This is a genomic window from Mesorhizobium sp. YR577 (assembly GCF_900116595.1).
Lineage (GTDB): Bacteria > Pseudomonadota > Alphaproteobacteria > Rhizobiales > Rhizobiaceae > Mesorhizobium_M.
This window is the reverse complement of sequence record NZ_FPBI01000018.1, coordinates 73143-99750: the sequence shown is the minus strand read 5'-3', so window position 1 is coordinate 99750 and position 26608 is coordinate 73143. Positions and strand designations below refer to the sequence as shown.

The following is a 26608-nucleotide window of genomic DNA, read 5'->3' as shown; positions in this document are numbered from 1 at the left end:
ATCGCCGTATCAGATGCCATCATCTATGACCGCTTTTTAAGCAATTATGTGGCATTTTACAACTAGCTTACCTTAACCCGGTCAAAAAAACACAAAAGACCACAAATTTCCGTTGACAGCCACCTTACGTTGCGTGACACTCATCCTCAGGGAACAGACCTGAAGCCGGCTGAGAAACACAGGCAACCGCAGCTTCGGGCACATAAAACGAATACCAAAACGGTGAGCAGGAGGGTCAGCATGCCATTGGGCACCCGCACCATCAGTTCCGCGTTCGGCGCGTTAGCGCTATCGGCGGCTGCCCTCCTCTCATCGTCGCAGTGGGCGGGGGCCCAGGAGTCGACCGATCCGATCAAACTGACGCTGCATGACTGGACCGGACAGCTCATCACCACCCAGATCATGGGCGAGGTGCTGAAGAAAGCAGGCTACAGCGTCGACTACGTGCAGGCCGATTATCTGGCCCAGTTTGCCGGGCTCGAGACGGGCGATCTCGATGTCGCAATGGAAATGTGGGAAACCACCGGCCGCGACGCCATGGACGCCGCGACCGCCACCGGGAAGGTCGAGAATTTCGGCCCGACCGGCATGAAGGCCAAGGAAGAGTGGTGGTTTCCGGACTACATGAAGGAAAAGTGCCCGGGCCTGCCCAACTGGGAAGCGCTGAAGGACGAGAAATGCGCCGAGGCCTTCTCAACCGCCGAAACCGCACCCAAGGGTCGCTACCTCGGCGGACCGGTGACCTGGGGCGGGTTTGACGACGAACGCGTCGAGGCGCTCGACCTGCCTTTCGAAGTCATACATGCCGGCACGGACGCGGCACTCTTTGCCGAGCTCGAAAGCGCCTATCAGCGCAAGGCGCCGATCCTGCTCTGGATCTACGCGCCGCACTGGGCGCCGGCCAAATACAAGGGCGAGTGGATCGAATTCCCGGAATATACGAAGGAGTGCTACACCGACCCGAAATGGGGATCGAACCCCGACGCTCAATATGATTGCGGCAAGCCGCATGGCGAAATCTGGAAGGTCGGCTGGGCCGGCGTGAAGGACAAATGGCCGGGCGCCCACAAGGCGATAAAGGCCTTCACGCTCGACAATGACGAGATGGGCCAGATGATCACCAAGGTCGACCTCGACGGCAAGAAGGTGGATGACGTGGTTGCCGAGTGGATAGGCGCCAACGAGCCCCGCTGGTCGGAGTGGATCAAGAAATAGGATAGAAATTGCCCCTGCCCGCCGCCCTCGTGCGGCGGGTTTTTTTTGCTTTCACAGACATCCCAAACCGGACGGATGATGACCGCATCGGAACCAAAACTCATCTGTCGTAATGTCTGGAAGGTTTTTGGTGCCGGCGCCGGGGAATTTCTGAACGCAAAAAATGCCGACACATCGCTGGCAAGCCTTGGCAAGGCCGGGCTGGTCGGGGCGGTGCGCGACGTCAATCTGGAAGTCCATGCGGGCGAAATCTTCGTCATCATGGGGCTGTCCGGCTCCGGCAAGTCGACGCTGGTACGCTGCCTGTCGCGGCTGGTGGAGCCGACGTCCGGCGAAATCCTGTTCAACGGCGAAAACCTGCTGGCGGCGAGCGAAAGCCGCATGATCGAGATTCGCCGTCACCAGATGGGCATGGTGTTCCAGCATTTTGCGCTGCTGCCGCACCTGACCGTGCTGGCCAACGTCGCCTTCCCCCTCGAAGTGCAGGGTGTCGACCGCGGGACGCGCGAGGCGCGGGCGAAGAAAATGATCGATCTGGTCGGGCTCTCGGGCAAGGAGAATTTCTTTCCGCGCGAGCTTTCCGGCGGCCAGCAGCAGCGCGTCGGCATCGCGCGATCCCTGTCTGTGGAGCCGGAACTGTGGTTCCTCGACGAGCCGTTTTCTGCGCTCGACCCGCTGATCCGGCGCGAGATGCAGGACGAGTTCATGCGCCTGCAATCTGTGCTCAAGAAGACGATCGTCTTCATCACCCATGATTTCGACGAAGCGATAAGGCTGGCCGACCGCATCGCCATCATGAAAGACGGCGCCATCGTCCAGGCCGGCACGCCGGAAGACATCGTGCTCAACCCGGCAACACCCTATGTCGCGGAATTCACCCGCAACGTGCCCAAGGCAAAGGTGGTCAAGGTCGGCTCCATCATGCGCGCCGCCAACTCCGCCGCCGGCACGGGTGCTACCGTGCGCGAGCGGGCAACGATCGCCGAAGCTGCCCCCATCTTCGCCAATGTCGATCGGATTGGCGTGGTCGACAGCGCCGGCAAGCCGGTCGGTGTGCTGCATCGCGACGATGTCGTCGAACTGATGATGCGGGGATGAAGATGCTTCGATTGTATCGATCCTCATGCCATCTGCTCGTTACAGCCCTACGATGCGCACCCCCACCCCTAGCCCCTCCCCGCAAGGGGGAGGGGGACGCCACAATCCACGCCGAGCCGACTCACCACCGGCACGGGGCAGAGTTCCCCTCCCCCTTGTGGGGAGGGGTTAGGGGTGGGGGTAACACGACCTCGCACATTCCGCCGATGGGTGTCTCATGAGCACCCCGACCATCAACGCCAGCCAACGCACTATCGCTCCGCGCATGGATGGCGGCATAATGTCGATTGCGTGGCTGGCTGCCGGTGCTGTCTTTATCGCCCTTTGGCAATTCGGCCAGCCGATCTCGAAATGGGCTTTCGACTATCCAAAAGCGTGGCAGATTCCGCTGGCGCGCTGGATCAGCGATGCGATGAAATGGCTGGTCAACGAGGCGAGCTTCGGCTTCTTCACCTTCACCGACCTGACCCGGTTCATCGCCGACATCGTCAACCTGCCCTACCGGCTGGCGCTCAGCCTGCTTGCCACCGGCTTTCTCTCCGGCCAGGGCTCGAGCGCGGTGCAAATCCTGCCGCCGCTCTCATGGGTCGGAGTCATCACTGTCGTCACGCTGATCGGCTACCATGCCGGCGGGCGCAGGCTGGCCACCATCGTCGCCATCTGTTTCGGCTTCCTCGCCGTCTTCGGCCAATGGCAGAGCGCCATGGTGACGCTGGCGTCGATCCTCGTCGCCGTGCCGCTCGGCGTCGTCGGCGGGCTGCTGCTCGGCATCGCCGCCTATCGCTGGCCGCGTTTCGAGACGGCGCTGACGCCCGTTCTCGACCTGATGCAGACGATTCCGGTCTTTGCCTATCTGGTACCGATCCTGTTCCTGTTCGGCTTCGGGCCGACGGCGGCGATCGTCGCGACGCTGATCTACGCCATGCCGCCGATGACGCGCATCACCGTGATGGCGCTGCGCGCGGTGCCGTCCGAATTCCGCGATCTCGGCAACATGATCGGCTGCACCCGCCGGCAGATGACATGGCGGGTGTTGGTGCCGTCGGCCAAGGACAGCCTGATGGTCGGCGTCAACCAGGTGATCATGCTGTCGCTCAACATGGTCATCATCGCCTCGATGATCGGCGCCGGCGGCCTCGGCTTCGACGTGCTGGCAGCACTTCGGCGCCTCGATATCGGCGCGGGATTGGAAGCGGGCCTGGCCATCGTCGCCCTTGCAATCGCGCTCGACCGGCTGAGCCAGGCCTATGCCGCGCGCGCCGGCGCACCGGTCGCGCCTGCGGCCACTGGAGGCTTCGTCGCCCGCCATCCCTATACGTTCGCTGCCGTCGCGGTGGTCCTCGTCACTGGAGTCGCCGGGCTTATCCTGCCTGCTGTGCAGACCTACCCCGATGCGCTGAAACTCTCGACCGGATCGTTCTGGTCGAATGTGGTCGGCTGGATCAACGTCAACTTCTTCGACACCTTCGAAGCGGTCAAGAACGCCGTCCTGCTCAACATACTGATACCGTTCAAGCGCCTGCTCGGCGGCCTGCCCTGGCTCGGCGTGACCTGCATTCTCGCCTTCGCCGGCTGGCGGCTCGGCGGTCTGAAGCTCGCCGCCATCGTCGGCGTGCTCGCCTTCCTCATTGCCGCCACCGGCCAGTGGGAAAAGGCGATGATCACCACCTATCTCTGCGGCATCTCGGTGATCTTCGCAGCCCTTCTCGGCATTCCGATCGGCATATTGGCAGCCGAGCGGGCGCGGCTGTGGAGCTGGGTGCGCGTCATCATCGACACGCTGCAGACGCTGCCGTCCTTCGTCTACCTGATGCCGGCGGTGATGCTGTTTCGCGTCGGCGATTTCACCGCCATGATCGCGGTCGTCGCCTATTCGATCGCGCCGGCGATCCGCTACACCGTGCACGGCCTGATGAAGGTCGACCCGCGCCTGATCGAGGCCGGACGCGCGATGGGCTGCACGCCGTTCCAGATCCTCACCAAGATCAAGCTGAAGCTGGCACTGCCGGAAATCATGCTGGGATTGAACCAGACGATCATGTTCGCGCTGTCGATGCTGGTGATCACCGCATTGGTCGGCACGCGCGATCTCGGTCAGGAGGTCTATATCGCGCTGACCAAGGCCGATACCGGGCGCGGGCTGGTGGCAGGGTTTGCCGTCGCCTTCATCGCGATCATCGCCGATCGGCTGATTTCTGCGGGGGCGGCGCGCGCAAAGATAAGGCTGGGGTTGGTGTGATGATGTCTCGATTGGTCAGCCTCATACCCCCACCCCTAACCCCTCCCCACAAGGGGGAGGGGAATCTTCCTGCGCTGACTATTGCCTGCAGGAAGCGAAAGGGCTCGGCGTCGATATTCCCCTCCCCCTTGTGGGGAGGGGTTAGGGGTGGGGGTATCTTTGCGGGTTCGCCGGCTGGAGGCCAAACCACATGACCTCCACCGAAGACCGCATCCGCGCCCTGCCCTGCTGGAATGGCAGCATCGCCATCGAGCCGCTGAATGGCGGGCTGAGCAATGAGAATTTTCTGGTCTCAGACGCTGCCGGAAAACATGTCGTGCGCTTCGGCAAGGATTATCCGTTCCACCACGTCTACCGCGAGCGCGAGATCATGACCGCGCGCGCCGCATTCGAGGCGGGCTTTGCGCCTGAACTGCAATATGCCGAGCCGGGCGCGATGGTTACCGCTTATCTCGGCGCAAAAACCTTCGGGCCGGACGATGTGCGCGAGAACCGCATCCGCATCGCCGAGCTGGCGCGGCACTTCCACGAAGAGATGCCGAAGCATATCTCCGGTGCCGGCTTCATGTTCTGGGTGTTCCACGTCATTCGCGACTATGCCCGCACGCTCGAAGCCGGCGGCAGCCGCATGACGGCAGAGCTGCCCTCCTATGTCGCGCTGGCCGACGAACTGGAGCGCGCGCAACTGGCACTGCCGGTGGTGTTCGGTCACAACGACCTGCTGCCGGCCAATTTTCTCGACGACGGCAACAGGCTTTGGCTCATCGACTTCGAATATGCCGGTTTCAACACCGCCATGTTCGATCTTGCCGGCGTGGCCTCCAATGCCGGCATGTCGGAGCAGGAATCGGAAGACCTGCTTGGCGCCTATTTCGGCCATGCGCCGAACATTCCGCTGCGCCGCGCGCACGCCGCCATGCAATGCGCCTCGCTGCTGCGCGAGGCGATGTGGAGCATGGTTTCGGAACTGCACCTGACCGCGCCCGGCGCGGACTACGTCGCCTATACCGCTGAAAACCTCGAACGGCTCGACGCCGCCCTCGAACACTACCGCATGACATATGGAAAGACCGCATCATGACCTTGCCATCCCATGCCCAGCTCGTCGTCATCGGCGGTGGCATCATCGGCTGCTCGACAGCCTACCATCTGGCGCGCGACCACAAGGCCGATGTGGTGCTTCTGGAGCAAGGCAGGCTTACCTCCGGCTCGACCTGGCATGCGGCGGGTCTGGTCGGGCAGTTGCGCTCGTCGGCCTCGATCACGCGCGTGCTCAAATATTCCGTCGACCTCTACAAGCGGCTGGACGAGGAAACCGGGCTTGCCACCGGCTGGAAGATGACCGGCTGCCTGCGGCTCGCCACCAACCAGGACCGCTGGACCGAGTTCAAGCGGCTGGCAACCACGGCCAAAAGCTTCGGCATGGAGATGCATCTGGTCTCGCCCGAGGAGGTCAAGCGCATGTGGCCGCTGATGGAGACCTCCGATCTCGTCGGCGCGAGCTGGCTGCCAACCGACGGCCAGGCCAGCCCTTCGGACATCACGCAGTCGCTGGCCAAGGGCGCGCGCATGCATGGCGCCAAGCTTTTCGAGGAGGTGCGCGTCACCGGCTTCGAGATGAAGGATGGCCGCATCACCGCGGTGAAGACGAACAAGGGCGACATCGCCTGCGAAAAGGTGGTGAACTGCGCCGGCCAGTGGGCGCGGCAGGTGGGCGCTATGGCCGGCATAAACGTGCCGCTGCAGCCGGTAAAGCACCAGTATATCATCACCGAGAAGATCGACGGGCTTTCCACCGACGCACCGACGATCCGCGACCCCGACCGGCTGACCTATTTCAAGGAAGAGGTCGGCGGCCTCGTGATGGGCGGCTACGAGCCGAACCCGCAGGGCTGGACGACGGGAGACGTGCCGAACGACTGGGAATTCCGCCTGTTCGATGACGATTTCGACCATTTCGAGCAGCATATGACGCAGGCCATCGCCCGCGTGCCGGCGCTGGAGAAGGTTGGCGTCAAGCAGATGATCAACGGGCCGGAAAGCTTTACGCCGGACGGCAATTTCATCCTCGGCGTCGCGCCGGAATGTTCCAACATGTTCGTCGGCGCCGGCTTCAACGCCTTCGGCATCGCCTCGGGCGGCGGCGCGGGCTGGGTGCTGGCGCAGTGGGCGGTCGATGGCGAGGCGCCGCTCGATCTGTGGACCGTCGACATCCGCCGCTTCTCCGGCCTGCACCGCGACCGGCAATGGGTGTCGGATCGCACGTTGGAGGCCTATGGCAAGCACTACACGATCGGCTTTCCGCATGAGGAATATCAGTCCGGCCGGCCGCGCATCGTCTCGCCGCTCTATGAGCGGCTGAAGAAGCATCGCGCCGTCTTCGGCTCGAAACTCGGCTGGGAGCGACCGAACTGGTTCGCACCGGCGGGCATCGAGCCCAAGGATATCTACTCCATGGGCCGGCAAAACTGGTTCGAGCCGGTGGGCGACGAGCACCGCCATGTGCGCGAGGCGGTCGGCATCTTCGACCAGTCGTCCTTCGCCAAATACGAGATGAGCGGGCCTGATGCGCTGAAGGCGCTGGACTGGATCTGCGCCAACGATGTCAACAAGCCGGTCGGGCGGCTGACCTACACCCAGCTTCTCAACACGCGCGGCGGCATCGAGGCCGATATCGTCGTGGCGCGGCTTGCCGATGAGAAGTTCTACATCGTCACCGGCACCGGCTTCCGCACGCATGACCTGTCGTGGATCAGCGACCACATCCCCGCCGGCTTCGATGTGACACTGACCGACGTGACCGAGGATTTCGGCACGCTGTCGCTGATGGGGCCGCGGGCGCGGGACGTTCTCTCGGCGGTGACGGACGCAGATGTTTGCAACACCGCCTTCCCCTTCGGCCATGTTCGCGAGATCGTTATTGCCGGCCACACGGTTCGCGCCTTGCGCGTCACCTATGTCGGTGAACTCGGCTGGGAACTGCATGTGCCGATAGGCGCTGCCGGTGAAATCTTCGACGCGCTGATGGCGGCGGGTAAGCCCCACGGCATCCGCCCGGTCGGCTATCGCGCGCTGGAATCGCTGCGCCTGGAAAAAGGCTACCGCGCCTGGGGAGCGGACATCACGCCCAACGACACACCGCAGGAGGCCGGGCTGGGCTGGGCGGTGAAGCTGATGAAAAACACCGATTTCCTTGGCCGGCGCGCACTGGAAGGGCTGAGCGGCGCCCCGCTGACGAAGCGCTTCGCCGGGTTCACGGTCGATGACCCGGACGTGGTGCTGCTCGGCCGCGAAACCATTCTGCGCAACGGCGAGCCGGTCGGCTATCTCTCGAGCGGCGGCTTCGGCTACACGCTCGGCAAACCGGTCGGCTACGGCTATGTCCGCAATGTCGACGGCGTCAGCGACGAATTTTTGACCAGCGGCGATTATGAACTGGTGGTGGCCATGGAGCGGACCAAGGCGCGCATCCATCTCAAGCCGCTTTATGATCCGGCAATGGCGAAGGTGAAGGCTTAAGCGCTACGGCAATTTCGCGGCGGTAATGTCCCGGCGGTTCGCCTCCAAAGCCGCCGCCGGTTCTTCCTCCACCGGCCGCGGCTCATCCCCCCAGGTCACTGTCTTGTAGTCAAAACCATATTCCAGCGTCGGCTTGACGATCTGGAAATAGGGCGACAGGTCGAAGTCGCGCGGGGTGTAGAGCGAGTGGTGGCGGATGTGCAGGATTTCCTGGCGCATATAGGTCGATTGCGCCGAGGCGCGGCCGGGCGCGCGGGTGATTTCCGGCAGGATCGGATAGCGGATCTGGCCGTAGGCTTCGGCGATCATCGACGAGCATATGGCGCGGGTCGGGTCGCCCGAACCGAAGGCGATCAGGCGGCGGCGCCAGCGCACCGGTATCGGCGGCGTCGGCATGAAATAGCGCAGCATGTCGGTGATGTTCCTCAGGTCATATTTCAGGCCGAGCCGCGAGATCATGAAGGACACGACCTTGTTGCGGTCATCCGGCGTCAGCCCGCGGGCACGGCAGATGCGGGTGTTGTAGGTGCGGTATTTCGACAGCGGTACCGCCACGCAGCCCTCGCCGAGATTGACCTCGATCAGGCGTGGCCGCTCCGAGCCATCCTCGGGTTCAGGCAGCGCATCACCGACATAGAAGGCCGAATGCGACCAGGTCGACTGGGTGAGGTATTTGATGACGGCCGAAATGCGCTGGTTGCCCTCGATGAGAAGGATATCGCCGGGCTCCAGAACACGGCGCAGCGTTTCGGGATCGGACGGCGTATAGGGCTGGTAGCCAGACGATTCCTGCTGCAGCCGGCCAGCGAGCCAATGACCAATGCGGTCAAGCAGCGTGTCCCTCGGGGCTGTCATTGGTCTGTCGCAGGGCGCTCTTCGTCAGCCCCGGCCTGGTAGTTCTTGACGATCCGGCGGGCAGTCTTGTTCGGCGCATCGTCGAAAAGCCGCTCGGCCTCGCGCAGGGCCTCCTTCTTCAGCGCCTTTTCGGAGCGCTTGATCAGCCGGCGCAGCAGCGCCAGTTCCCGCCCATTGCCCAGCGCCTTGCCCTCTTCGTCGATCAGCCGGCGCAGCACGAAAAGGTCGTTAAGTTCGCCAAGCCGCTCGCCGAGTTCATCTACCGCCTTGCGGCGTGGTTTCAGCGGGCGCGGCCAGAAGGCATGCAGCAGCTGAAGATGCATCCAATGCGTCTTCACGCATTTGCGCAGTTCATGAAAGTCTTCAGGCGCGCCGTGCTTTTGTGCCTTCTCGAGCGCACGCGACGCCTGCCGCATGGCCTTGCGGGCACCGTCGGCAAGCAGATCGGCGGCAGCCTCCGGTTCGTATGGCAGCACGAAGGTGCCAAGGGCCATGCGCCCGCGTTCGCAGTCGGCGAGCGCCTCGTCGATATCGGCCTCCAGCCCGGCGCCATTGGTGGAGTTCGCAGCGCGGCGCGCAACGAGAACACCGCGCGGGCCGGCAAGCGCGTTATAGGCCGTGTCCTGCGGAAACGCCCTGATCAGGCGGTCGATCGTTTCGATCAGGGCCGTTGCCTCGCGCGCGCCGGCCAGGCTGCGGCCAAGATCGCGATAGCGGGCATTTTCGCTGCGGCAGAAATCCTCGTCCGCATCCCGCACCAGCCGGAACAGCGCGCGCAATCGCTTGAAGCGGCGGCGCGACTGGTGAAGCTTGACCTCCGGTTCGGTGCGAGCGGCCGCAAGATCCGCCATCGCCGTGCCGATTTCCTCGGTAGCGATGCGCCGTATCTCGGCGGTGAGCGGCAGGCGCGGATCGATGCGAAAGTTCATGCAACCTCTCCCGGCCGGCCGTGCAGCGCCAGCGAAGCGTTGTAGAATTCCGTTTGCCCGGTCACTTCGCGGCCAAGCCAGGCGGGCAGCGCACTATTCGGGACATCCTCCGGCGTTTCGAGCTCCGCCATGACCAGCCCGGTCAGATCGCCGCCAAAGACATCGACTTCGTAAAGATGCCCGCCATGGCGGACATTGTAGCGCGTTTTTTCCACGACGCATCCGACGGCAAAGTCCAGCATTTCCTCCGCATCCGCCAGCGGGATCGCATATTCGAACTCGTCGCGGACGCGCGCATGGACACCGAATTTGAGCGTGAGCAGCGCCGCACCCTCGCGGATGCGCACGCGCACGGAGCGATCCGGCTCGGCATCGAGATAGAACTGGCGCATCGAAACGGCGGCCTCGGCCAAGGCACGCCAGCCTTCGCCAGTCACCAGGAATTTGCGTTCGATTTCCTTGGCCATGGCGCGAGAATAAAGCCTACCCGGCCCTCCGGGGCAAGCCGTATTGACTTTAATCATTCGATTGATTAAACTATGAGGCATGATCAGGAAACCGAGCTTAACAAACACGCAGGCAGCATCGTCTCCCTCCGCTGAGCAGACGCGGACCGCGCTCATTCGCGCAGCGCTGACGCTTTTCGGGGCCAAGGGCTTCGAGGGCACGTCGACGCGCGAGATCGCCGCCCAGGCCAATGCCAATATCGGCTCCATCGCCTATCACTTCGGCGGCAAGGAGGGGCTGAGGACGGCAGCGGCGGACTATATCGTCGCGACCATCCAGGGCATTGCCGGCCAGGCGCTGGGCAATTTCGAGCTTGCTGGCGGGGCGAAGATCACGCCGGAGGCCGCACACGCGCAGCTTCGGGCGGCACTCGAGCGCATGGTCGCTTTCGTCGTCGTGCAGCCCGAGGCTGGCGAGATCGTGCAGTTCCTGCTGCGCGAACTTGCCCATCCGACAGCCGCACTCGACCGCATCTATAGCGGCGTGTTCGAACCGACCCACAAGCGGCTCTGCGCGATGTGGGAGGCTGCCACCGGCGAAGCCGCCGAGAGCCAAGAAACCAAGCTCGTCGTCTTCACGCTTATTGGGCAGGTCGTCTATTTCCGCATCGGCCGCGAGGCCGTGAAGCGGCGTATGGGCTGGAGCGAAATCGGCCAGGCCGACGCGGCCAAGATCGCGACGGTCGCCGGGCATAATCTCGATGCAATCCTGAACTCCCGGAAAGGCAGGAAGCCATGAGCTTTCTTTGCGCCATCCCTCTCGCCGCCTCGCTGTTTTCGTCCTGCGCGGGCGAAGCGCCGCTGGCCGTCGGCTATGTCGAGGGCGACTATGTTCTGCTGGCGCCGATCGAGGTGGCGCAGGTGCGTTCTATCGCGGTGAAGCGCGGCGACCGCGCCGAGCCCGGCAAGCCGATCGCGCTTATGGAAGACGCTGATGCGAAGATCGCCGTCGCGCAGGCAGAAGCCGCCCTTGCCCAGGCACAGGCCGAGCTTGCCGACCTTCAGATCGGCAAGCGGCCCGAGGAAATCGCCGTGCTGGAAGCTTCAGTGCAATCGGCCAAGGCGCAGGCCGACGACGCCCAGCGCACATTGAGCCGCACGCAAGACCTGACAAAGCGGGGCGTCGCCACGCAGGCGCAGCTGGACGATGCGACTACGAAAATGGAGGTCGCGGCAGCAGCGATCGGACAGAGCACGGCCAATCTTGCAGTCGGGCGCCTGCCGGCACGACCCGAGACGATCAAGGCCGCGGAGAACGCGGTGAAGGTCGCGCAAGCCAAACTCGAGCAGGCGCGCTGGCAGCTTTCCAAGCGGACCATCGAAGCGCCTGCGCCGGGCCGCGTCAGCGACGTCATCCGCAATCCCGGCGACGTCGCCGGACCGTCCGCGCCAGTGATTTCCATGCTGCCGGACGGAGCGGTGAAGCTGAAGGTCTATGTGCCGGAAGCGCAGTTCTCGTCGGTCAAGATCGGCACGGAACTGTCGGTGCGCTGCGACGGCTGCCGCCCGGATTTGAAGGCGAAGGTGAGCTACGTCTCGCCCGACCCCGAGTTCACGCCGCCGGTCATCTACTCGCTAGAGACGCGCCAGAAGCTGGTCTACCTCATCGAAGCACGGCCGGAAGGCGATGCGACGCCGTTGCAGCCGGGGCAGATCGTGGATGTGATTTTAGGGGAGTAGTGAGTAGTGAGTAGTGAGTAGTGAGTAGTTAAATCCGGATTGAGCGCGGCCATGTCAAAGATAGTTTCCTCTACTCGCTATTCACTACTCACTATTCACTGCATCGCCGAAGGCGATGCACAATGAACGCCATCGAAGTCCACAACCTGGTCAAGCGCTTCGGCACGAAAACCGTCGTCGATCATGTGACGATGAGCGTGGCCGAGGGCGAGATCGTCGGCTTTCTCGGGCCGAACGGCTCGGGCAAGACGACGACGATCCGCATCATGTGCGGGCTGCTGACGCCCGACGAAGGCGACGGCCAGGTGCTCGGCTACGATCTTCTGACCGACAGCCTGAAGATCAAGCGCGAGGTCGGCTACATGACCCAGAAATTCTCGTTCTATGAAGACCTGACCATCGGCGAAAACCTCGAATTCGTCGCAAGGCTCTACCAGCTGCGGCCGGTGGAGGAGCATGTCGGCCGAACGCTGGAAGAGCTGGGACTGACCTCACGGCGCGACCAGCTGGCCGGCACGCTCTCTGGCGGCTGGAAGCAGCGGCTGGCGCTCGCCGCCTGCATCATGCACAAGCCGAAGCTGCTGCTGCTCGACGAGCCGACCGCCGGCGTCGACCCCAAGGCGCGGCGCGAATTCTGGGACGAGATCCACCGGCTGGCGCGAGACGGGCTGACCGTTCTGGTCTCGACCCACTACATGGACGAGGCCGAGCGCTGCCATCGCATCAGCTACATTTCCTACGGCAAGCTGCTCGCCACCGGCACGGTCGACGAGGTGATCGCTAATGCCGGGCTGAGCACCTTCGTGGTCAGCGGGCCGAGACTGAACGAGGTCGCGGCAGCACTCGAAGGCAAGCCCGGCGTCGAGCAGGTCGCGCCCTTCGGCACGACGCTGCATGTCGTCGGCTCCGACCGCAAGCTGCTCGAAGCGGCACTGAAGGAGATCAAGGCGCGCAAGGACACGAAGGTTGAGCCGGGCGAAACCAGCCTGGAGGACGTGTTCATCCAGTTCATGGCTGGGTCGAAGGACAACATGGCATGAACGCTATGTTTTCCTTCGCCCGCCTCGGCGCGCTTTTGATGAAGGAATTCATCCAGATGCGCCGCGACCGCATCACCTTCGCCATGATGCTGGGCGTGCCGCTGATGCAACTGGTACTGTTCGGTTTCGCCATCAACAGCGATCCGAAAAGCCTGCCGGCGGCCCTCGTCGCCACCAGCAACGACCAATACACCCGCGCCATGGTGTCGGCGCTGCAGATGACCGACTACTACCGTTTCGACTATGTGGCGCAGAGTGCGGCGGAGGCCGAAGAACTGATGGCCAAGGGCGCCGTTTCCTTCGTCGTCACCATTCCCTCGGATTTTGCACGGCGCGTCGAGCGGCGCGACAGCCCGCAGATCCTGATCGAGGCTGATGCGACAGATCCTTCGGCGGCGAGCGGCGCGGTCTCGACGCTGAGCACTGTGGCAAGCCAGGCGCTGCTGCGCGAACAGGGCATGCAGGCCGAAGCCGCCGAGACCGCCAAGACCCAGCTTCAGGTGGTCGTGCACAAACGCTACAACCCCGAAGGCATCTCGCAATACAACATCGTGCCCGGCCTGCTCGGTGTCATCCTGCAGATGACCATGGTGATGATGACCTCCATGGCGCTGACGCGCGAGACCGAGCGCGGCACGATGGAAAACCTGCTGGCCATGCCAGCGAGCCCGGCCGAGATCATGCTGGGCAAGGTGCTGCCCTTCCTCGTGGTCGGCGCGGTGCAGGTGGCGGTGGTGCTGGTGGCAGCCAAGCTGCTGTTTGCTATCCCCTTCGTCGGCTCACTTTCGCTGCTCTTGTCGGCCGTGCTGGTGTTCGTGCTGTCGCTGGTGCTGCTCGGCTACACCATCTCGACCATGGCGCGCACGCAGATGCAGGCGATGCAGCTCACCTTCTTTTTCTTCCTGCCGTCGCTGCTGCTGTCGGGCTTCATGTTTCCCTATCGCGGCATGCCGGACTGGGCGCAGGTTCTGGGTGAGATTTTTCCGCTGACGCATTTCCTGCGCATCGTGCGGGCGGTGATGCTGAAGGGTGCCGACTTCCAGGCGATTGCGGGAGAGGTCAGCGCACTGGTGCTGTTCGTGTTCCTGTTTGCAGGGCTGGCGCTGTTCCGCTTCCGGCGGACGCTGGATTGAGGGCTTTTCTCCTTACCCCAGCAGCACGCTCTTGCGCTTGTCGCCGCCGGCCTTGCGCCAGGCGTTGAGGCGATGGGTTGCGGCGGCGAAGGAAATCTTCATCGCCTGGGCCACCGAATAGCGGCTCTTGCCCTCGTCGAACAGGCGATAGCAGCACTCGACGCCGTCGGCGGTCAGCTTGCCATCGCAGGTCTTGTTGCGCGGGTCAGCGGGGTCGAATTTCTGTGCCGGCGGCTGGAGCATGCCCTTGAGGCGTTCGAGATCGGACTCGATGCTGGCGATGAGTTCGAGCACGGGCTTGGGATCGAGGGGCTGCTTCTTGGCCGACATCGCGACTTCCTTCTTATGAGTATAGCTTAGCCTATATAGGTGAAGGTATGGCTATAAAAAGACCGGCGCCTGCTTTTTTGTCGCGGCGGTCCACCCTGCCCCGGCCATTGACCGCGGCGGGACATGATCCTAGTTTAGAACTATTCTAAACTAGGTATTTGCACTCATGCTTTCCCGCGTTTTCGGTTTCGACCGCCGCCCCTTCGAATCCCTGTCGGAACAGGAAATCCTGGCGCTTGCAATCTCGTCGGAAGAAGACGATGCGCGCATCTACCGCGCCTATGCCGACGGCCTCTCGGAGCAATATCCAGACTCGTCCAAGGTGTTCGAGGAAATGGCGGAGGAAGAAGACGGCCACCGCGCCGTGCTGATCGAACTCCACCGCAAACGCTTCGGCGAGCGCATTCCGCTGATCCGGCGCGAGCATGTGCGCGGCTGGTATGAACGCAGGCCCGACTGGCTCGTGCGCCCGCTCGGCCTCGACAAGGTGCGCGCCATGGCCGAGCAGATGGAGGACCAGGCCTACCGCTTCTATATCGAGGCGATAAAGCGCACCTCCGACGCCTCGACGCGCAAGCTGCTCGGCGATCTGGCGGCGGCCGAAAAAGTGCACGAGTCGCTGGCCGTTCGGCTCGGCCAGAAACACCTGACCGACGACGTGAAATCGCAGGAAGCCGCGACCGAGCGGCGGCAATTCATCCTGACCATGGTGCAGCCGGGACTGGCGGGCCTGATGGACGGTTCGGTGTCGACGCTGGCGCCGATCTTCGCCGCAGCCTTTGCCACGGGCGACACATGGCAGACGTTTCTGGTCGGCCTGTCGGCTTCCGTGGGTGCCGGCATTTCCATGGGCTTTACCGAGGCCGCCCATGACGACGGCAAGATTTCCGGTCGGGGCTCGCCGGTCATCCGCGGACTGGCTTCCGGCATCATGACGGCGATCGGCGGGCTTGGACATGCCCTGCCCTATCTGATTGCAGACTTCTGGACGGCAACGACCATCGCCGCGATCGTGGTCTTCATCGAGCTCTGGGCCATCGTCTTCATCCAGAACCGCTTCATGGAAACGCCCTGGCTGCGCGCCACGCTGCAAGTGGTGCTCGGCGGCGCGCTGGTGCTGGCGGCGGGTGTGCTGATCGGGAATGCTTAGCCATTCACCACCAGACTATCCGCCGGCGCTTCCGCCCTTTCATCAAGCCCATAATCGCGCACGACATGGGCGATGCGCAGGCGGTAGCCTTCGAAGATGCCGCCGCGTCCGGCCTTCTGCGCCTGCCGGTGTTCCTCGGTGTTGCGCCACGCCTTGACCGCCTCCTCATCGCGCCAGAACGACAGCGACAGCATCCGGTCGGGATTGGTCAGGCTCTGGAACCGCTCGACCGAGATGAAGCCGTCCATGCTCTCGAGCAGCGGCTTCAAATTGCCGGCGATGCCGAGATAGGCGTCGCGCTTGCCTTCGGCGGGCGTGACTTCGAAGATGACTGCGATCATGGCAAGACCTTTGCGGCGTGCGGCCCCGAGGCCAGTTTCAGGAAGATGCGGTCCTCGCGGCGGATGAATTTTTTCTCCTTGGCGAAAGCGTAATTTTCTCTCCCGAGCGGGTCGGCAGTCAACCTGGCGCGGTAGGCTTCGTAGGCGGCGAGGTTTTCGATGTTGTAGACGCCGTAGGCGGTCGTTGCCGAGCCTTCATGCGGGGCGAAATAGCCGATGAGATCGGCACCGCAGCGCGGGATCGCCTGGCCCCAATTGCGCGCATATTCCTCAAAGTCGGCCTTGCCGAACGGATCGATCTCATAGCGGATGAAACAGGTGATGGTCATTTTTCTTTCCTCATGATTGCGGGAGGGGAATGGTTCGATCTTCATCGAAACATCCGGCTGGTCGATCTGTCATGCTCAGCGCCGCCAGAACGGCTTGGCGCATTCGCGCGCCACGTCGTGCGGCGAGATGCCGATATCGCGCAGCAGGTGATCGTCAAGTTCGGCAAGATCCTGGCGCTGCAGCCAGCGCTCGTAGCGGGAAACGATGCAGCGACAGAACCGGAGGAATGGTGCGAAGGCAGAGCCGGGCCTCTCGGGTTGCCCCAAATTCGCAGCGTCTCGAAGGGCGGTATCGGTCATGTTTTTCTCCATCGTCATGCAACAGAGAATACAGCTTGCAGCACACGAATGCTTCGACTAGCATCGAACTATGAAGAACGGCCCCGACATAGCGCGCATTGCCAGCCTGGTAGGCGACCCGGCGCGCGCCAACATGCTGACGGCACTGATGGGTGGCGGCGCGCTGACGGCCAGCGAACTGGCGCTGGAAGCCGGCGTCACCGTGCAGACGGCGAGTTCGCATCTGTCGAAGCTGATGGAGGGCGGGCTGCTGTCGCTCGCGGCACAGGGGCGCCACCGCTATTACGGCCTTGCCAGCACGCAGGTGGCCAGCATGCTGGAATCGATCATGGGCGTGGCCGCCACGTCCGGGCCGCAGCGCGTACGCCCCGGCCCGCGCGACGCGACGATGCGGGAAGCGCGCATCTGCTACGACCATCTCGCGGGCGACCACGCCGTGGCGATGCTCGACGGCTTTCTGGCGCGCAAGATTCTTCTACGCGACGGCGACAAGATCACGATGGGAAAGGCCGGCACCGGTTATTTCCAGGCGGTCGGCATCGAGCCGGAAACGCTGAAGAAATCCCGCCGGCAGGTCTGCCGCGCCTGCCTCGACTGGAGCGTACGGCGCTCGCATCTGGCCGGCACGCTGGGTGCCGCGATCTTCGACAAGATCCTCACTGAGAAATGGGCGCGCCGCGACGCCGAAAGCCGTGCGGTCGTATTTTCGCCTGCCGGCAAAAAGGAATTCGAGAAGGCTTTTCTCAGTTAGGCAAAAGCTCTCGGTTAGGAAAAAAGCGCGGCGTCATCCCGGAAGCCGTAGCGAAGCGAAGGCTATCCGGGACCCATTCCGTGAGATTCGTTGTTCCGGAATGGGTCCCGGGTCTCTGCATTCGCTGCGCTCATGCTCCGCCCGGGATGACGACTGTTCTTAACTGCCGCCAATCGCATAAACCGATGAACCGCTCACCGAGCGCTACTCGGCGGCCTGCAGGTTGATGTTACCCTCGGCAAGCGTCGTCAGCTTCTTGTCGGTCGCTTCCTCCTCCTTGAGGTTCTTCACAAGCACGGCGGCGCAGTCGTCGCGGCCAAGCTGCTTGGCCCAGGCGGCCAAGGTGCCGTAGCGCGTGATCTCGTAATGCTCGACAGCCTGAGCGGACGCGATAAGCGCGGCATCCAGAACCTGCTTGTCGTCGATGTCGCCGCTGACCTCGTCGGCCTCTTCCAGAATGCCGTCAATGGCCGGGCAATTGACGCCCTTGGCCGTGACCCCGTGCATCTCGAACACCTGCTCGACGCGTTCGATATGGCCCTTGGTTTCCTGAAGATGCTTCTGGAAGCCAACCTTGAGGTCGGCGTTCGTTGCCTTGTCGATCATCTTCGGCAATGCCTTCTCGATCTGCTTTTCGGCATAGTAGATGTCCTGCAGCGTGTGCACGAAAAGATCGTCGAGTGTTTTGATGTCTTTCGAAAAAAAGCCCATGGTTTCGGCCCTTCCTGTTTCACGTTGATGTGGGAAGTTTTTGAGCACGGATGCTCGAGGGAGGCCGGTCGAACCGGTGCTCCATCGGCCAGGTCTCCCCGGTCCATTAGCCAACGTGCCGATGCGGGCACGGTTCCTTCAAATCTTCATCGAAACGGAAAAACTTGGTCCCGCATCGATGCAGGTCAGTTTTTGCGCGAGCTGCCGATTCAACGCAAAATATGTGGCGCAAAAGGCACAGTCGGTGGAATCACGACGATCGCCAGCAAAACACCGCCAAACCAACGCTTTTCGGCCATGATCGGGGCCGGTTTTGTGAAGAAGTTAACAGCGCATTCACCGTCTATTCACGACAATAGCCTAACAATCGCGTCCATATTCGGAAGGGACATCCGAGGGACTTGGGACTTAAGAAAATGGCACTCTGGCACCGCATCACCAACTACGCAGTAGCGCTCCGCGAATTCGTCGCGCCGACCTACCGCCCGGAGCGTCATTACATGCGCGGACCCGGTCCCGCCTGCGCCCGCCGCGCTGCCTTTCATTGAGCGGATTCCTCACACGGTTTGATCGTGACCGGCGCGCCTGCGGCAGCGCCGATAACGGTGCATTGGCTTTTCGCGCAAAGCGACCAGCCCTCGCCCGTCGCGCCTGACGCGGCCAGCACAAGCTCCGGCCGCGTCGGCAGCTTCGGCGCATAGACCCACCAGCCATCCTTCAGCACGGCATCCTCGGGCGGCTCCATGCCGGCGCCCGAGCCCTTGATGCGCGCCTGAACAATCTCGAGGCCGGCAGGCGTCACCCGCCAGGCCTCTTCCCAGCGCGTCTTCTGCACCGAATGGGTCCAGGACAGCGTGAAGGCGGTCGCCGCCATCACCGTGACCTTGCCGGCGGCGAGGATGCAGAGGCTCATGCCGGCGCCGGCGCATCACCCGCCGTGCGTGCGCGCCACCAGTGCCAGCCGATCCATATGGCAGCGAGCGCGAAGCCGGCCTCGTCGGTCAGCGGCAGTGCGACGACCAGCAGGACACCGGCCGCGAACGCAACCACGCGCTCCCAGATAGCCATGCGCACGACCAGGAAGCCGACCACGGCAGCACCCCAAAGGACGATGCCCAGGCAGGCCTTGAAGACGATGTAGACGACCTCGACGGGATAGCCGTAGGCAGCCGCCATCGGCCCGGCATCCTGCAGCATCAGCGCCGGCGTGTAGACTGCCATGAAGGGCACGACGAAACCGGCGATCGCAAGCTTCGTTGCCTGGATACCGATCTTGAGGCCGGACTCCTTGGCCATGGGTGCCGCGGCGAAGGCTGCCAGCGCCACCGGCGGCGTCAGGTCGGCCATGATACCGAAATAGAAGACGAACATGTGGCTGACGATGAGCGGCACGCCGAGTTCCAGCAGCGCCGGGCCGGCCAGCGACGAGGTGATGATGTAGTTCGGTATCGTCGGGATGCCCATGCCGAGCACGAGACAGGTGAGCATGGTCAGCACCAGCGACAGGAACAGGTTGTTCTCGCCGATCGAGATGATCCAGCCGATGAAGGTCGAAGCGATGCCGGTCAGCGTCAGCGTGCCGATGACGATGCCGACGATGGCGCAGGCGATGCCGACCGGCAGCGCGTTCTTGGCGCCTTCGGCCAGCGAGTCGACGCAAATGACCAGCGTCTCGCGGCCGCCCTTGAACAGCGCGCAGGCGATCACCAGCGCGCCGATGACCAAGGCCAGGATGTTGACGCCGAACTTCATGAAGGCGGCTGCCGCCAGCCCGAGCGCGATCCAGAAGACGACGCGGAAGGCGAAGGGGCCGATGAGTGCTGCCAGCGGCGTGCCAAGGATCAGGACGACCGTCAGCGCCAGGCCCATCGTGCCGGCGAAGATCGGCGTGTAGCCGGCAAAGAGCAGGTAGACGAGAGCCGCCAGCGGCAGCACCAGCGGCCAATGCTGCTTCACCGCGCTCCATGGGTTGGGCAGCGTCGCCTTGTCCATGCCGCGCAGATTGGCCTTGCCGGCTTCGAGATGAACCTGCCAGAAACAGGCGCCGAAATAGAGGAGCGCAGGGATGATCGCGGCTTTCACGATCGCCGCATAGGGCACGTTCAGCGTCTCGGCCATGATGAACGCGACCGCGCCCATGACCGGCGGCATGATCTGCCCGCCCATGGACGACGTTGCCTCGACGCCGCCGGCAAAAGCCGAACGGAAGCCGAAGCGCTTCATCAGCGGGATGGTGAACTGGCCGCTGGCGACGACATTGGCGACGCCCGAGCCCGAGATCGTGCCCATCAGCGCCGACGACAGGATGCAGACCTGCGCCGGCCCGCCGCGCCAGCTGCCGACGAGGCCGAGCGCGAAATCGTTGAACAGCGCGATCATGCCGGCACGTTCGAGGAAGGCGGCGAAGACCACGAAGATGAAGATATAGGCGGCCGAAACATAGATCGGCGTGCCGTAGATGCCCTCTGTGCCATAGGCGAAGTTTTCGATGATCTGGTCGAAACTGTAGCCGCGATGCACGAAAGGATCCGGCAAATAATTGCCGAAGAAACAGTAGGCGAGGAACAGCCCGGCTATGATGGTGAGCGGCAGGCCCATCAGGCGGCGAGCACCCTCGAAGACCAGCGCGATCAGCACTACGCCGACGAAGAGATCGACATGGGTGAGGAAGCCGCTACGCTGGATCAGCGGAACATATTCGACCCAGTTGTAGATGCCGGTGAGGAAGCCGACGATGCCGAGCAGCCAGAACCAGGCTTTTCCCGCGGTCGTCTTGGCGCGCAGATTGGCGATGAGCGCGAAGCCGAGCAGCAGCAGGAAGCCGACATGCATGGCCCGCACCACCTGGCTCGGCAGCGCGCCATAGGCGGCGGTGTAGAGCTGGAAGGCCGAAAACGCCACCGCGATCCAGAAGGCGATTTTTCCGGCGATGCCCTCGCCGAAGCCGGGCGGCAGGCCTTCGATCGGCTCCTCGACGTGGGGGGAAATGACGGTGGGGGTTTGGTGCTGCGTTTCAGTCATTGCGAGGACTTTCATGAGCGGGACGGCGACGCATCTATCCCTCCCCCTTGAGGGGAGGGTGCCGAGCCCCCGGGTCTTGCCGAAGGCAAGCCCGAGGACAGGCTCCGAGAGGCGGGTGGGGTCAGCGCGGCAGCTCGCCAGCGCAAAGGGATGTGGAGCACTGCCGCAACGACCCCACCCGGCCCTACGGGCCACCCTCCCCTCAAGGGGGAGGGAAAGTCGCGAACTACTTCAACAGCCCCTTTTCCTTGTAGTAACGTTCCGCGCCCGGATGCAGCGGCACCGGCATGCCGTCCAGCGCCTTGGCGGGGTCGATCGCCTTGGCAGCGGCGTGGGCTGCCGTCAGCTTGTCGAGATTGTCGAACAGCAGCTTGGTCATCTGGTAGGCAGTCTCGTCGGAGACGCCGTCATGGGTGATGAGGAAATTGCCGACGGCTGCCGTTTCGACATCGGCGTCCTGGCCGTCATAGGTGCCGGCCGGAATGATGACCGAGAGATAGGGCGTGCCGATCTTTTCGACGTCGGCCTTCGGCACCGCCACGACGTTGATTTTCAGCGAGGTCGCGAGATCGCGGATCGAGGCGACGCCGAGGCCCGCGGATTGCAGCGTGGCGTCGAGCTGGCGGTTCTTGATGAGTTCGACCGACTCGGCGAAGGGCAGATATTCGACCTTGCCGAGGTCCTCATATTTGAGGCCCGCAGCCTCGAAGATCGCGCGGGCATTGAGCTCGGTGCCGGAGGCCGGCGCGCCGACCGACAGGCTCTTGCCCTTCAGGTCGGCCAGGGTCTTGATGCCGGAATCGGCACTGGCGACGATCTGGATGTAGTTCGGGTAGATGGCGGCGATGCCGCGCAATTTGTCGAGCTTGCCGGGGAAGCCGGCTTCCTTGTGGCCCTCGACAGCAAGCTTCACGGAATCGCCCAGTGAAAAGCCGATCTCGCCCTTGCCCTGCTGAAGCAGATTGAGGTTTTCGACCGAGGCCTTGGTTGCCTGCACCTGCGTGCGCGCACCCTCGATGCCCTTGCCGTAGATTTCCGACAGCGCCACGCCAAGCGGGTAGTAGACACCCGAAGTGCCGCCTGTCAGCACGTTGATGAATTCGGCCGCCCTGGCCGAGACACTGCCCAGGCCCAAAGACAGCGCGACGGCGCCGGCTGCCAGAATCTTCGTTTTCAGATTAAGCATGCAATTTCCTCCCTCGTGTTTCCTTGCCGCGCCACCGCTCCACCCGGCACAACCGGTGCGAGTTTAGAGAGCGAACCGGAAATGCCAACCCGCAATCGTCGCTTGTGCGACGAAGGGTTTAGAAAGGGCCCTGGCAACTCTCCCGCATAACGTCAGTTGATCCCTATCGCCTGCGTGGCGGTTGCGGGCGTCGCACGCAGCGTCGCGGCCCAGAAGGCGATCGCCAGGGCGCTGATGCCGGCCCCGAGCAAGCAGACGCCGGTCCACCCGGCGTAGGCGTAGATCATCGTCGACAGTGAGGAACCAAGAGCGCTGCCGATCGAATAGAACACCATATAGGCCGCGGTCAGCCGGCTCTGCGCTTCGGGCCGGACGCGGTAGATCATGCCCTGGTTGGTGACGTGCACGGCCTGCAATCCGAAATCGATGATCAGAACGCCGGCGATCAGCCACAGGATCGAATGCGGCAGCAGCGCGATCGGCAACCACGCGACAAGCATCAGCGCCAGCGCAATGCCAGTCGTGCGCTGGCCGAAGCCACGATCGGTCCAGCGCCCTGCTCGCGCCGCACCGAGCGCACCTGCGGCACCTGCCAATCCGAAAAGGCCGATGGCCGTGTGAGACAGTGAGAAGGGCGGCGCACTCAGCGGCAACACCAAGGGCGTCAGCAGCGTCGTGATATCGGCAAAGATCAGCATGGCGATGATCGCCCGAATGCGAAGCACAGGCTCCTCAGCGAATAGCGTGAAGAGCGAGCCGATCAGGCGCGGATATGACATGCGCTTGTTCTGCGGCTCCTGCGCCGGCAGCACCTTGTAGAGCAGTGCGGCGATGATCAGCGTCAGCACTGCGGAAACGAAATAGACCGTGCGCCAGCCCGAGAGATCGGTGAGCGTGCCCGCCACGGTGCGCGCAAGCAGAATGCCGAGCACGATGCCGCTGGTGACGACGCCAACCACCTGCCCGCGCTCGGCCGGTCGCGCCAGGCTTGCGGCATAGGCGACAAGCGCCTGCGTGACGACAGCCATCAAGCCCATCGCGGCCATGGAGCCCAGCAGCATGGCGCCCGTCGTCGAGAAACCGACCGAGACGAGCGCCAAAACCGAGAGAAGCGACTGGCCGACCACCAGCTTGCGCCGGTCGACGAGATCGCCAAGCGGCACCAGCAGGACGAGGCCCAGCCCGTAGCCGAGCTGCGTAAAGCCGACGATCAGCCCGGCGGTGGCGCGGGCGATGCCGAGATCGTCGGCCATCACGTCGAGCAGCGGATGGGCAAAGTAGGCATTGGCGACGGCTAATCCGCTCGCCACGGCAAACAGCAGCACGACAGGGCGCGAGAGGCCGGAGGAGAGCCGCTCGTTGCCCTTGTCGAGTTCGCTTGCCTGAAGACACGCGCCAGCGCTCGCGGCGCCGGCGGACGCCACCTCGTTTGTCGATCGCATTGTAAGCTCCGATATGGAATAGGTTTTATTATGAAACCATTTGATCGATAGCAAACAAGGTTTTATAATGCAACCGAAATTGGAGGCGGCATGGTCAAGCGAAGAAGCCTGAAGGGAGATTACTGCCCGAGCGCGAGATCGCTGGATGTGATCGGCGATTGGTGGTCGCTGCTGATCGTGCGCGACGCGTTTGACGGGCTGACGCGTTTCGGCGAATTCCAGAAAAGCCTCGGCATTGCCAAGAACATTCTCTCCGAACGGCTGCGCACGCTGATCGCGCGCGGCATCCTTGAGGCGGTTCCGGCGGCCGATGGCGGTGCGCATCAGGAATACCGCCTGACCGCGATGGGACGCGACCTCTTCCCGGTGATGGTGGCGCTGAGGCAATGGGGCGAGCAGCATCTGTTCGCGCCCGGTGAAGAACATTCCAAGCTTGTCGAGCGGGACACCGGCCTGCCGGTGCGGCTGGATGTGCGTGTCAACGACGGGCGGCCTGCCGGACCGGACAACACCGTCATCCTCAAAGTGCCCGAGCCGGATCAGGACTGATCCCCGCGAAAAACCGGCTCTTGCGTAACTTCATATCCAAGCCGAAGATTTTTCCGACGCCTGTCGAAATCGCGCTGTGCCGCGCGACATTGGTTCGGCACGCAACGACGCGGCCTTGGTAACAAGAGGAGATCACCATGCGCTACATGCTTTTCATCCATCTCGACGAAAGCAAGATGCCGAAGACCCCGGCAGACAAGGGCTATGAAATGCTCGCCGCCTATGGCGCCTACAATGAAGCGCTGAAGAAAGCCGGCGTCTATCTCTCCGGCGACCGCCTGACGCCGAGCGCAACGACCACGCAGGTGCGCATTGCCGACGGCAAAACGAGTGTGCTCGACGGCCCTTATGCCGAAACACGCGAGCAGATCGGCGGTTACTACATCATCGAGGCGGAAGACCTCGATTCCGCAATCGCCTGGGCTGCGCGCTGTCCTGGTGCGAACCACGGCACCATCGAGGTTCGGCCGATATGGGAAGCGACATCGGTCGCGCAGTGAAGCAGCCGGCAACCGAAACCGATGGACGCGCGGCGGCAGAGGCAGCCGCGCGCCGCAGCTACGGCAAGCTTGTCGCCATTCTGGCCTCGCGCAGCGGCGATGTCGCGAGTGCGGAGGATGCGCTCGCCGATGCCTTTGCGGCAGCACTCGAACAATGGCCGGCAAGCGGCGTGCCGGCCAATCCGGAAGGCTGGCTTGTGGTGGTGGCGCGGCGGCGCACCGTAGATGTGATCCGTCGGCGCAGGACCAGTGCCGAGGGTGCCGCGCATCTGCAACTGATCGCCGCGGAAATCGAGGCCTCATCCATGGAAGACGACCTGCCCGACGAGCGGCTGCGGCTGATGTTTGCCTGCGCCCATCCGGCGATCGAACAGAGCATCCGCGCGCCGCTTATCCTGCAGACGATCCTCGGCTTCGACGCCGCCGCCATCGCCTCGGCCTTCCTCGTCTCGCCGGCGACGATGGGGCAGCGGCTGGTGCGCGCCAAGAACCGCATTCGTGAGGCTGGCATTCCCTTCCGCATTCCCGAGCGCGACGCGCTCGACGAGCGGCTCGACGCGGTGCTGGAAGCGATCTACGCCGCCTTCGCCGAGGGCTGGACAGACCCGGCCGGAACCGAAAGCCGGCGCAGGAACCTTGCAACCGAAGGCATCTGGCTCGGCCGGCTGACGGCATCGCTGATGCCGGATGAGCCGGAGACGCTGGGGCTGCTGGCGCTGATGCTGTTCGCCGAGGCGCGACGGGTGGCCCGGCGGGACGGCAGTGGCGACTATGTGCCTTTGGCCGAGCAGGACACCAAGCTGTGGGATAGCGGGCTGATCGATGAGGCCGAAGCGCTGCTGCGCCGAGCCGGCACCATGGGCAAGATCGGGCGCTACCAGTTGGAGGCGGCGGTGCAGTCGGCACATGCGGCACGACGCCTGACCGGCGAAACAGACTGGCAGGCGATAGCGCGGTTTTATGAGGCTTTATCCCGCATGACGCAGTCGCCGGTCGTATCCATCAACCACGCGGTCGCGCTGGCACATGCGGGCGACACAGCCACCGGCCTGAAGTTGCTGGAGGCGCTTGTCGACGACAAGCGGCTGCTGACCTATCAACCTTACTGGGCCGCGCGCGCCGAACTGTTGACCCTGGCGCAAAAGCCATCCGAGGCGCATGAGGCCTATGGCATGGCGATCGGCCTCGAGACCGACCCGGCGATCCGCAAATTCCTGCAGGAACGCCGTGCGCGGCTGCGGAACTGAAGCCGATCACATTCCCGTTGCGCGATACGGTGACGGCTTGCAACGGGCCGCAGGCTGCATAGCTTGGGACTGATGCGACACGAGACTGATATCAGCCACGCCGACAGCGACACGCCTTCTCCCAACCGTACTTACGATGCGCGGCAACCGCTGATCGTCTTCGACGGCGTATGCGTGCTGTGCTCGGGCTTCGCGCGCATGGTGGTGCGGCTCGACCAGCAAAAGCGCTTTCGCTTCGCCACCGCGCAATCGCCCCTCGGCCAGGCGCTTTACGAGAAGTACGGGCTGCGCACGGATTTCTACGAGACCAATCTCGTCATCATCGACGGCACCGCCTATCAGCGGCTCGACAGCCTGATCGCCACGGCGGATGCACTAGGCTGGCCGTGGCGGGCGGCGCGCGTCTTGAGAATCCTGCCGCTTCCGCTACGCGACCGCCTCTACCGGCTGATCGCGCAAAACCGCTATGCCCTGTTCGGTCGCAAGGACAGTTGCGAGATACCATCCGGCGAGCTCAGAAAGCGGATTATCGACTGA

Annotated in this window: 28 protein-coding genes; 16 read left to right on the top strand and 12 right to left on the bottom strand. The window is 63.5% G+C overall.

What is annotated here, in order from left to right:
• Positions 1 to 240: 240 nt before the first annotated feature.
• The 5 genes from BM413_RS23690 (at position 241) to BM413_RS23670 (ending at position 8071) form a co-directional block, all read left to right on the top strand.
• Positions 241 to 1215 (top strand): ABC transporter substrate-binding protein, encoded by a 975-nt coding sequence (locus BM413_RS23690; RefSeq protein ID WP_091917315.1) that lies wholly within the window; start codon positions 241 to 243, stop codon positions 1213 to 1215.
• A gap of 78 nt (positions 1216 to 1293) precedes the next feature.
• Positions 1294 to 2313, top strand: coding sequence for a quaternary amine ABC transporter ATP-binding protein (locus BM413_RS23685; RefSeq protein ID WP_091917347.1), 1020 nt, complete (start codon positions 1294 to 1296; stop codon positions 2311 to 2313).
• A 217-nt stretch (positions 2314 to 2530) separates the two neighbouring features.
• Positions 2531 to 4552: an ABC transporter permease gene (locus BM413_RS23680; RefSeq protein ID WP_244537995.1), complete on the top strand. Its 2022-nt coding sequence runs from the start codon at positions 2531 to 2533 to the stop codon at positions 4550 to 4552.
• Between the two features lie 190 nt (positions 4553 to 4742).
• Positions 4743 to 5633, top strand: a complete 891-nt coding sequence (locus BM413_RS23675) for a phosphotransferase family protein (RefSeq protein ID WP_091917314.1) — start codon at positions 4743 to 4745, stop codon at positions 5631 to 5633.
• On the top strand, positions 5630 to 8071 hold the full coding sequence (locus tag BM413_RS23670; RefSeq protein ID WP_091917313.1) for a GcvT family protein: 2442 nt from the start codon (positions 5630 to 5632) through the stop codon (positions 8069 to 8071). Before BM413_RS23675 ends, BM413_RS23670 begins: the two co-directional genes overlap by 4 nt.
• 3 nt (positions 8072 to 8074) lie before the next feature.
• On the opposite strand, the gene BM413_RS23665 is transcribed toward BM413_RS23670, so the two are convergent.
• From BM413_RS23665 to BM413_RS23655, 3 genes are read right to left on the bottom strand one after another with little or no spacing between them, the layout of a single operon-like run.
• Positions 8075 to 8926 carry a C40 family peptidase gene (locus tag BM413_RS23665; RefSeq protein WP_091917312.1) on the bottom strand — a complete coding sequence of 284 codons (852 nt, stop codon included), beginning with the start codon at positions 8924 to 8926 and terminating at the stop codon, positions 8075 to 8077.
• Positions 8923 to 9855 (bottom strand): CHAD domain-containing protein, encoded by a 933-nt coding sequence (locus tag BM413_RS23660; RefSeq protein WP_091917311.1) that lies wholly within the window; start codon positions 9853 to 9855, stop codon positions 8923 to 8925. Before BM413_RS23660 ends, BM413_RS23665 begins: the two co-directional genes overlap by 4 nt.
• Entirely contained in the window at positions 9852 to 10322 is a 471-nt protein-coding gene (locus BM413_RS23655) for a CYTH domain-containing protein (RefSeq protein WP_091917310.1), read from the bottom strand. The genes BM413_RS23660 and BM413_RS23655 overlap by 4 nt, the downstream gene beginning before the upstream one ends.
• A 79-nt stretch (positions 10323 to 10401) precedes the next feature.
• Here BM413_RS23655 and BM413_RS23650 point away from each other — a divergent pair, with 79 nt between their 5' ends.
• From BM413_RS23650 to BM413_RS23635, 4 genes are all read left to right on the top strand, one after another.
• Positions 10402 to 11100 carry a DUF1956 domain-containing protein gene (locus tag BM413_RS23650; protein ID WP_091917309.1) on the top strand — a complete coding sequence of 233 codons (699 nt, stop codon included), beginning with the start codon at positions 10402 to 10404 and terminating at the stop codon, positions 11098 to 11100.
• Positions 11097 to 12041 (top strand): HlyD family secretion protein, encoded by a 945-nt coding sequence (locus BM413_RS23645; protein WP_091917308.1) that lies wholly within the window; start codon positions 11097 to 11099, stop codon positions 12039 to 12041. Before BM413_RS23650 ends, BM413_RS23645 begins: the two co-directional genes overlap by 4 nt.
• A gap of 122 nt (positions 12042 to 12163) precedes the next feature.
• Positions 12164 to 13081 carry an ABC transporter ATP-binding protein gene (locus tag BM413_RS23640; RefSeq protein ID WP_091917307.1) on the top strand — a complete coding sequence of 306 codons (918 nt, stop codon included), beginning with the start codon at positions 12164 to 12166 and terminating at the stop codon, positions 13079 to 13081.
• A complete protein-coding gene (locus tag BM413_RS23635; protein WP_091917306.1) occupies positions 13078 to 14214 on the top strand; it encodes an ABC transporter permease in 1137 nt (378 codons plus the stop codon). The genes BM413_RS23640 and BM413_RS23635 overlap by 4 nt, the downstream gene beginning before the upstream one ends.
• A gap of 12 nt (positions 14215 to 14226) precedes the next feature.
• Here BM413_RS23635 and BM413_RS23630 read toward each other — a convergent pair whose 3' ends face one another.
• Entirely contained in the window at positions 14227 to 14544 is a 318-nt protein-coding gene (locus BM413_RS23630) for a hypothetical protein (RefSeq protein WP_091917305.1), read from the bottom strand.
• 166 nt (positions 14545 to 14710) lie between these two features.
• On the opposite strand from BM413_RS23630, the gene mbfA reads away from it, so the two are divergent.
• Positions 14711 to 15694, top strand: a complete 984-nt coding sequence (mbfA, locus tag BM413_RS23625; RefSeq protein ID WP_091917304.1) for an iron exporter MbfA — start codon at positions 14711 to 14713, stop codon at positions 15692 to 15694.
• Here the strand turns inward: mbfA and BM413_RS23620 are convergent.
• The 3 genes from BM413_RS23620 to BM413_RS23610 all read right to left on the bottom strand — a co-directional run bounded on the left by BM413_RS23620 (position 15691) and on the right by BM413_RS23610 (position 16664).
• Positions 15691 to 16035: an antibiotic biosynthesis monooxygenase family protein gene (locus tag BM413_RS23620; RefSeq protein ID WP_091917303.1), complete on the bottom strand. Its 345-nt coding sequence runs from the start codon at positions 16033 to 16035 to the stop codon at positions 15691 to 15693. The genes mbfA and BM413_RS23620 overlap by 4 nt on opposite strands.
• Positions 16032 to 16364 carry an NIPSNAP family protein gene (locus BM413_RS23615; RefSeq protein ID WP_091917302.1) on the bottom strand — a complete coding sequence of 111 codons (333 nt, stop codon included), beginning with the start codon at positions 16362 to 16364 and terminating at the stop codon, positions 16032 to 16034. Before BM413_RS23615 ends, BM413_RS23620 begins: the two co-directional genes overlap by 4 nt.
• Positions 16365 to 16439: 75 nt before the next feature.
• Complete coding sequence (locus BM413_RS23610; RefSeq protein ID WP_091917301.1) at positions 16440 to 16664, bottom strand: DUF1127 domain-containing protein; 225 nt, start codon at positions 16662 to 16664, stop codon at positions 16440 to 16442.
• A gap of 70 nt (positions 16665 to 16734) precedes the next feature.
• Between BM413_RS23610 and BM413_RS23605 the strand changes: the two genes are divergently transcribed.
• Entirely contained in the window at positions 16735 to 17415 is a 681-nt protein-coding gene (locus BM413_RS23605; protein WP_091917300.1) for an ArsR/SmtB family transcription factor, read from the top strand.
• Between the two features lie 204 nt (positions 17416 to 17619).
• Here BM413_RS23605 and BM413_RS23600 read toward each other — a convergent pair whose 3' ends face one another.
• The gene (locus BM413_RS23600) at positions 17620 to 18126 is read right to left on the bottom strand and encodes a YciE/YciF ferroxidase family protein (RefSeq protein WP_091917299.1); all 507 of its coding nucleotides are present in this window, start codon (positions 18124 to 18126) and stop codon (positions 17620 to 17622) included.
• Between the two features lie 416 nt (positions 18127 to 18542).
• Between BM413_RS23600 and BM413_RS34035 the strand changes: the two genes are divergently transcribed.
• A complete protein-coding gene (locus BM413_RS34035) occupies positions 18543 to 18674 on the top strand; it encodes a hypothetical protein (RefSeq protein ID WP_091917298.1) in 132 nt (43 codons plus the stop codon).
• Here the strand turns inward: BM413_RS34035 and BM413_RS23590 are convergent.
• The 4 genes from BM413_RS23590 to BM413_RS23575 form a co-directional block, all read right to left on the bottom strand.
• On the bottom strand, positions 18668 to 19039 hold the full coding sequence (locus BM413_RS23590; protein ID WP_091917297.1) for a DUF1850 domain-containing protein: 372 nt from the start codon (positions 19037 to 19039) through the stop codon (positions 18668 to 18670). The genes BM413_RS34035 and BM413_RS23590 overlap by 7 nt on opposite strands.
• Positions 19036 to 21147: a TRAP transporter permease gene (locus BM413_RS23585; RefSeq protein WP_091917296.1), complete on the bottom strand. Its 2112-nt coding sequence runs from the start codon at positions 21145 to 21147 to the stop codon at positions 19036 to 19038. The genes BM413_RS23590 and BM413_RS23585 overlap by 4 nt, the downstream gene beginning before the upstream one ends.
• Before the next feature lie 226 nt (positions 21148 to 21373).
• A complete protein-coding gene (locus BM413_RS23580) occupies positions 21374 to 22333 on the bottom strand; it encodes a TAXI family TRAP transporter solute-binding subunit (protein WP_091917295.1) in 960 nt (319 codons plus the stop codon).
• Between the two features lie 152 nt (positions 22334 to 22485).
• On the bottom strand, positions 22486 to 23775 hold the full coding sequence (locus tag BM413_RS23575; RefSeq protein ID WP_091917294.1) for an MFS transporter: 1290 nt from the start codon (positions 23773 to 23775) through the stop codon (positions 22486 to 22488).
• 90 nt (positions 23776 to 23865) lie between these two features.
• Here BM413_RS23575 and BM413_RS23570 point away from each other — a divergent pair, with 90 nt between their 5' ends.
• The 4 genes from BM413_RS23570 to BM413_RS23555 all read left to right on the top strand — a co-directional run bounded on the left by BM413_RS23570 (position 23866) and on the right by BM413_RS23555 (position 26608).
• Complete coding sequence (locus tag BM413_RS23570; protein WP_091917293.1) at positions 23866 to 24324, top strand: winged helix-turn-helix transcriptional regulator; 459 nt, start codon at positions 23866 to 23868, stop codon at positions 24322 to 24324.
• Positions 24325 to 24461: 137 nt separating this feature from the next.
• A complete protein-coding gene (locus tag BM413_RS23565; protein ID WP_091917292.1) occupies positions 24462 to 24824 on the top strand; it encodes a YciI family protein in 363 nt (120 codons plus the stop codon).
• Complete coding sequence (locus tag BM413_RS23560; protein ID WP_091917291.1) at positions 24797 to 26071, top strand: RNA polymerase sigma factor; 1275 nt, start codon at positions 24797 to 24799, stop codon at positions 26069 to 26071. Before BM413_RS23565 ends, BM413_RS23560 begins: the two co-directional genes overlap by 28 nt.
• A gap of 72 nt (positions 26072 to 26143) precedes the next feature.
• Positions 26144 to 26608, top strand: a complete 465-nt coding sequence (locus BM413_RS23555) for a thiol-disulfide oxidoreductase DCC family protein (RefSeq protein WP_091917290.1) — start codon at positions 26144 to 26146, stop codon at positions 26606 to 26608.

Excerpts from the sequence above, each read along its gene's own strand:
- BM413_RS23630 (WP_091917305.1), bottom strand. The coding sequence starts at position 14,544 with ATGTCGGCCAAGAAGCAGCCCCTCGATCCCAAGCCCGTGCTCGAACTC.
- BM413_RS23570 (WP_091917293.1), top strand. The coding sequence starts at position 23,866 with ATGGTCAAGCGAAGAAGCCTGAAGGGAGATTACTGCCCGAGCGCGAGA.
- BM413_RS23560 (WP_091917291.1), top strand. The coding sequence starts at position 24,797 with ATGGGAAGCGACATCGGTCGCGCAGTGAAGCAGCCGGCAACCGAAACC.
- BM413_RS23555 (WP_091917290.1), top strand. The coding sequence starts at position 26,144 with ATGCGACACGAGACTGATATCAGCCACGCCGACAGCGACACGCCTTCT.
- BM413_RS23650 (WP_091917309.1), top strand. The coding sequence starts at position 10,402 with ATGATCAGGAAACCGAGCTTAACAAACACGCAGGCAGCATCGTCTCCC.
- BM413_RS23565 (WP_091917292.1), top strand. The coding sequence starts at position 24,462 with ATGCGCTACATGCTTTTCATCCATCTCGACGAAAGCAAGATGCCGAAG.
- BM413_RS23575 (WP_091917294.1), bottom strand. The coding sequence starts at position 23,775 with ATGCGATCGACAAACGAGGTGGCGTCCGCCGGCGCCGCGAGCGCTGGC.
- BM413_RS23610 (WP_091917301.1), bottom strand. The coding sequence starts at position 16,664 with ATGACCGATACCGCCCTTCGAGACGCTGCGAATTTGGGGCAACCCGAG.
- BM413_RS23645 (WP_091917308.1), top strand. The coding sequence starts at position 11,097 with ATGAGCTTTCTTTGCGCCATCCCTCTCGCCGCCTCGCTGTTTTCGTCC.
- BM413_RS23655 (WP_091917310.1), bottom strand. The coding sequence starts at position 10,322 with ATGGCCAAGGAAATCGAACGCAAATTCCTGGTGACTGGCGAAGGCTGG.
- BM413_RS23670 (WP_091917313.1), top strand. The coding sequence starts at position 5,630 with ATGACCTTGCCATCCCATGCCCAGCTCGTCGTCATCGGCGGTGGCATC.
- BM413_RS23665 (WP_091917312.1), bottom strand. The coding sequence starts at position 8,926 with ATGACAGCCCCGAGGGACACGCTGCTTGACCGCATTGGTCATTGGCTC.
- BM413_RS23605 (WP_091917300.1), top strand. The coding sequence starts at position 16,735 with ATGAAGAACGGCCCCGACATAGCGCGCATTGCCAGCCTGGTAGGCGAC.
- BM413_RS23635 (WP_091917306.1), top strand. The coding sequence starts at position 13,078 with ATGAACGCTATGTTTTCCTTCGCCCGCCTCGGCGCGCTTTTGATGAAG.
- BM413_RS23615 (WP_091917302.1), bottom strand. The coding sequence starts at position 16,364 with ATGACCATCACCTGTTTCATCCGCTATGAGATCGATCCGTTCGGCAAG.
- BM413_RS23600 (WP_091917299.1), bottom strand. The coding sequence starts at position 18,126 with ATGGGCTTTTTTTCGAAAGACATCAAAACACTCGACGATCTTTTCGTG.
- mbfA (WP_091917304.1), top strand. The coding sequence starts at position 14,711 with ATGCTTTCCCGCGTTTTCGGTTTCGACCGCCGCCCCTTCGAATCCCTG.
- BM413_RS23675 (WP_091917314.1), top strand. The coding sequence starts at position 4,743 with ATGACCTCCACCGAAGACCGCATCCGCGCCCTGCCCTGCTGGAATGGC.
- BM413_RS23585 (WP_091917296.1), bottom strand. The coding sequence starts at position 21,147 with ATGACTGAAACGCAGCACCAAACCCCCACCGTCATTTCCCCCCACGTC.
- BM413_RS23685 (WP_091917347.1), top strand. The coding sequence starts at position 1,294 with ATGACCGCATCGGAACCAAAACTCATCTGTCGTAATGTCTGGAAGGTT.
- BM413_RS23660 (WP_091917311.1), bottom strand. The coding sequence starts at position 9,855 with ATGAACTTTCGCATCGATCCGCGCCTGCCGCTCACCGCCGAGATACGG.
- BM413_RS23640 (WP_091917307.1), top strand. The coding sequence starts at position 12,164 with ATGAACGCCATCGAAGTCCACAACCTGGTCAAGCGCTTCGGCACGAAA.
- BM413_RS23580 (WP_091917295.1), bottom strand. The coding sequence starts at position 22,333 with ATGCTTAATCTGAAAACGAAGATTCTGGCAGCCGGCGCCGTCGCGCTG.
- BM413_RS23590 (WP_091917297.1), bottom strand. The coding sequence starts at position 19,039 with ATGAGCCTCTGCATCCTCGCCGCCGGCAAGGTCACGGTGATGGCGGCG.
- BM413_RS23620 (WP_091917303.1), bottom strand. The coding sequence starts at position 16,035 with ATGATCGCAGTCATCTTCGAAGTCACGCCCGCCGAAGGCAAGCGCGAC.
- BM413_RS34035 (WP_091917298.1), top strand. The coding sequence starts at position 18,543 with ATGGCACTCTGGCACCGCATCACCAACTACGCAGTAGCGCTCCGCGAA.
- BM413_RS23680 (WP_244537995.1), top strand. The coding sequence starts at position 2,531 with ATGAGCACCCCGACCATCAACGCCAGCCAACGCACTATCGCTCCGCGC.
- BM413_RS23690 (WP_091917315.1), top strand. The coding sequence starts at position 241 with ATGCCATTGGGCACCCGCACCATCAGTTCCGCGTTCGGCGCGTTAGCG.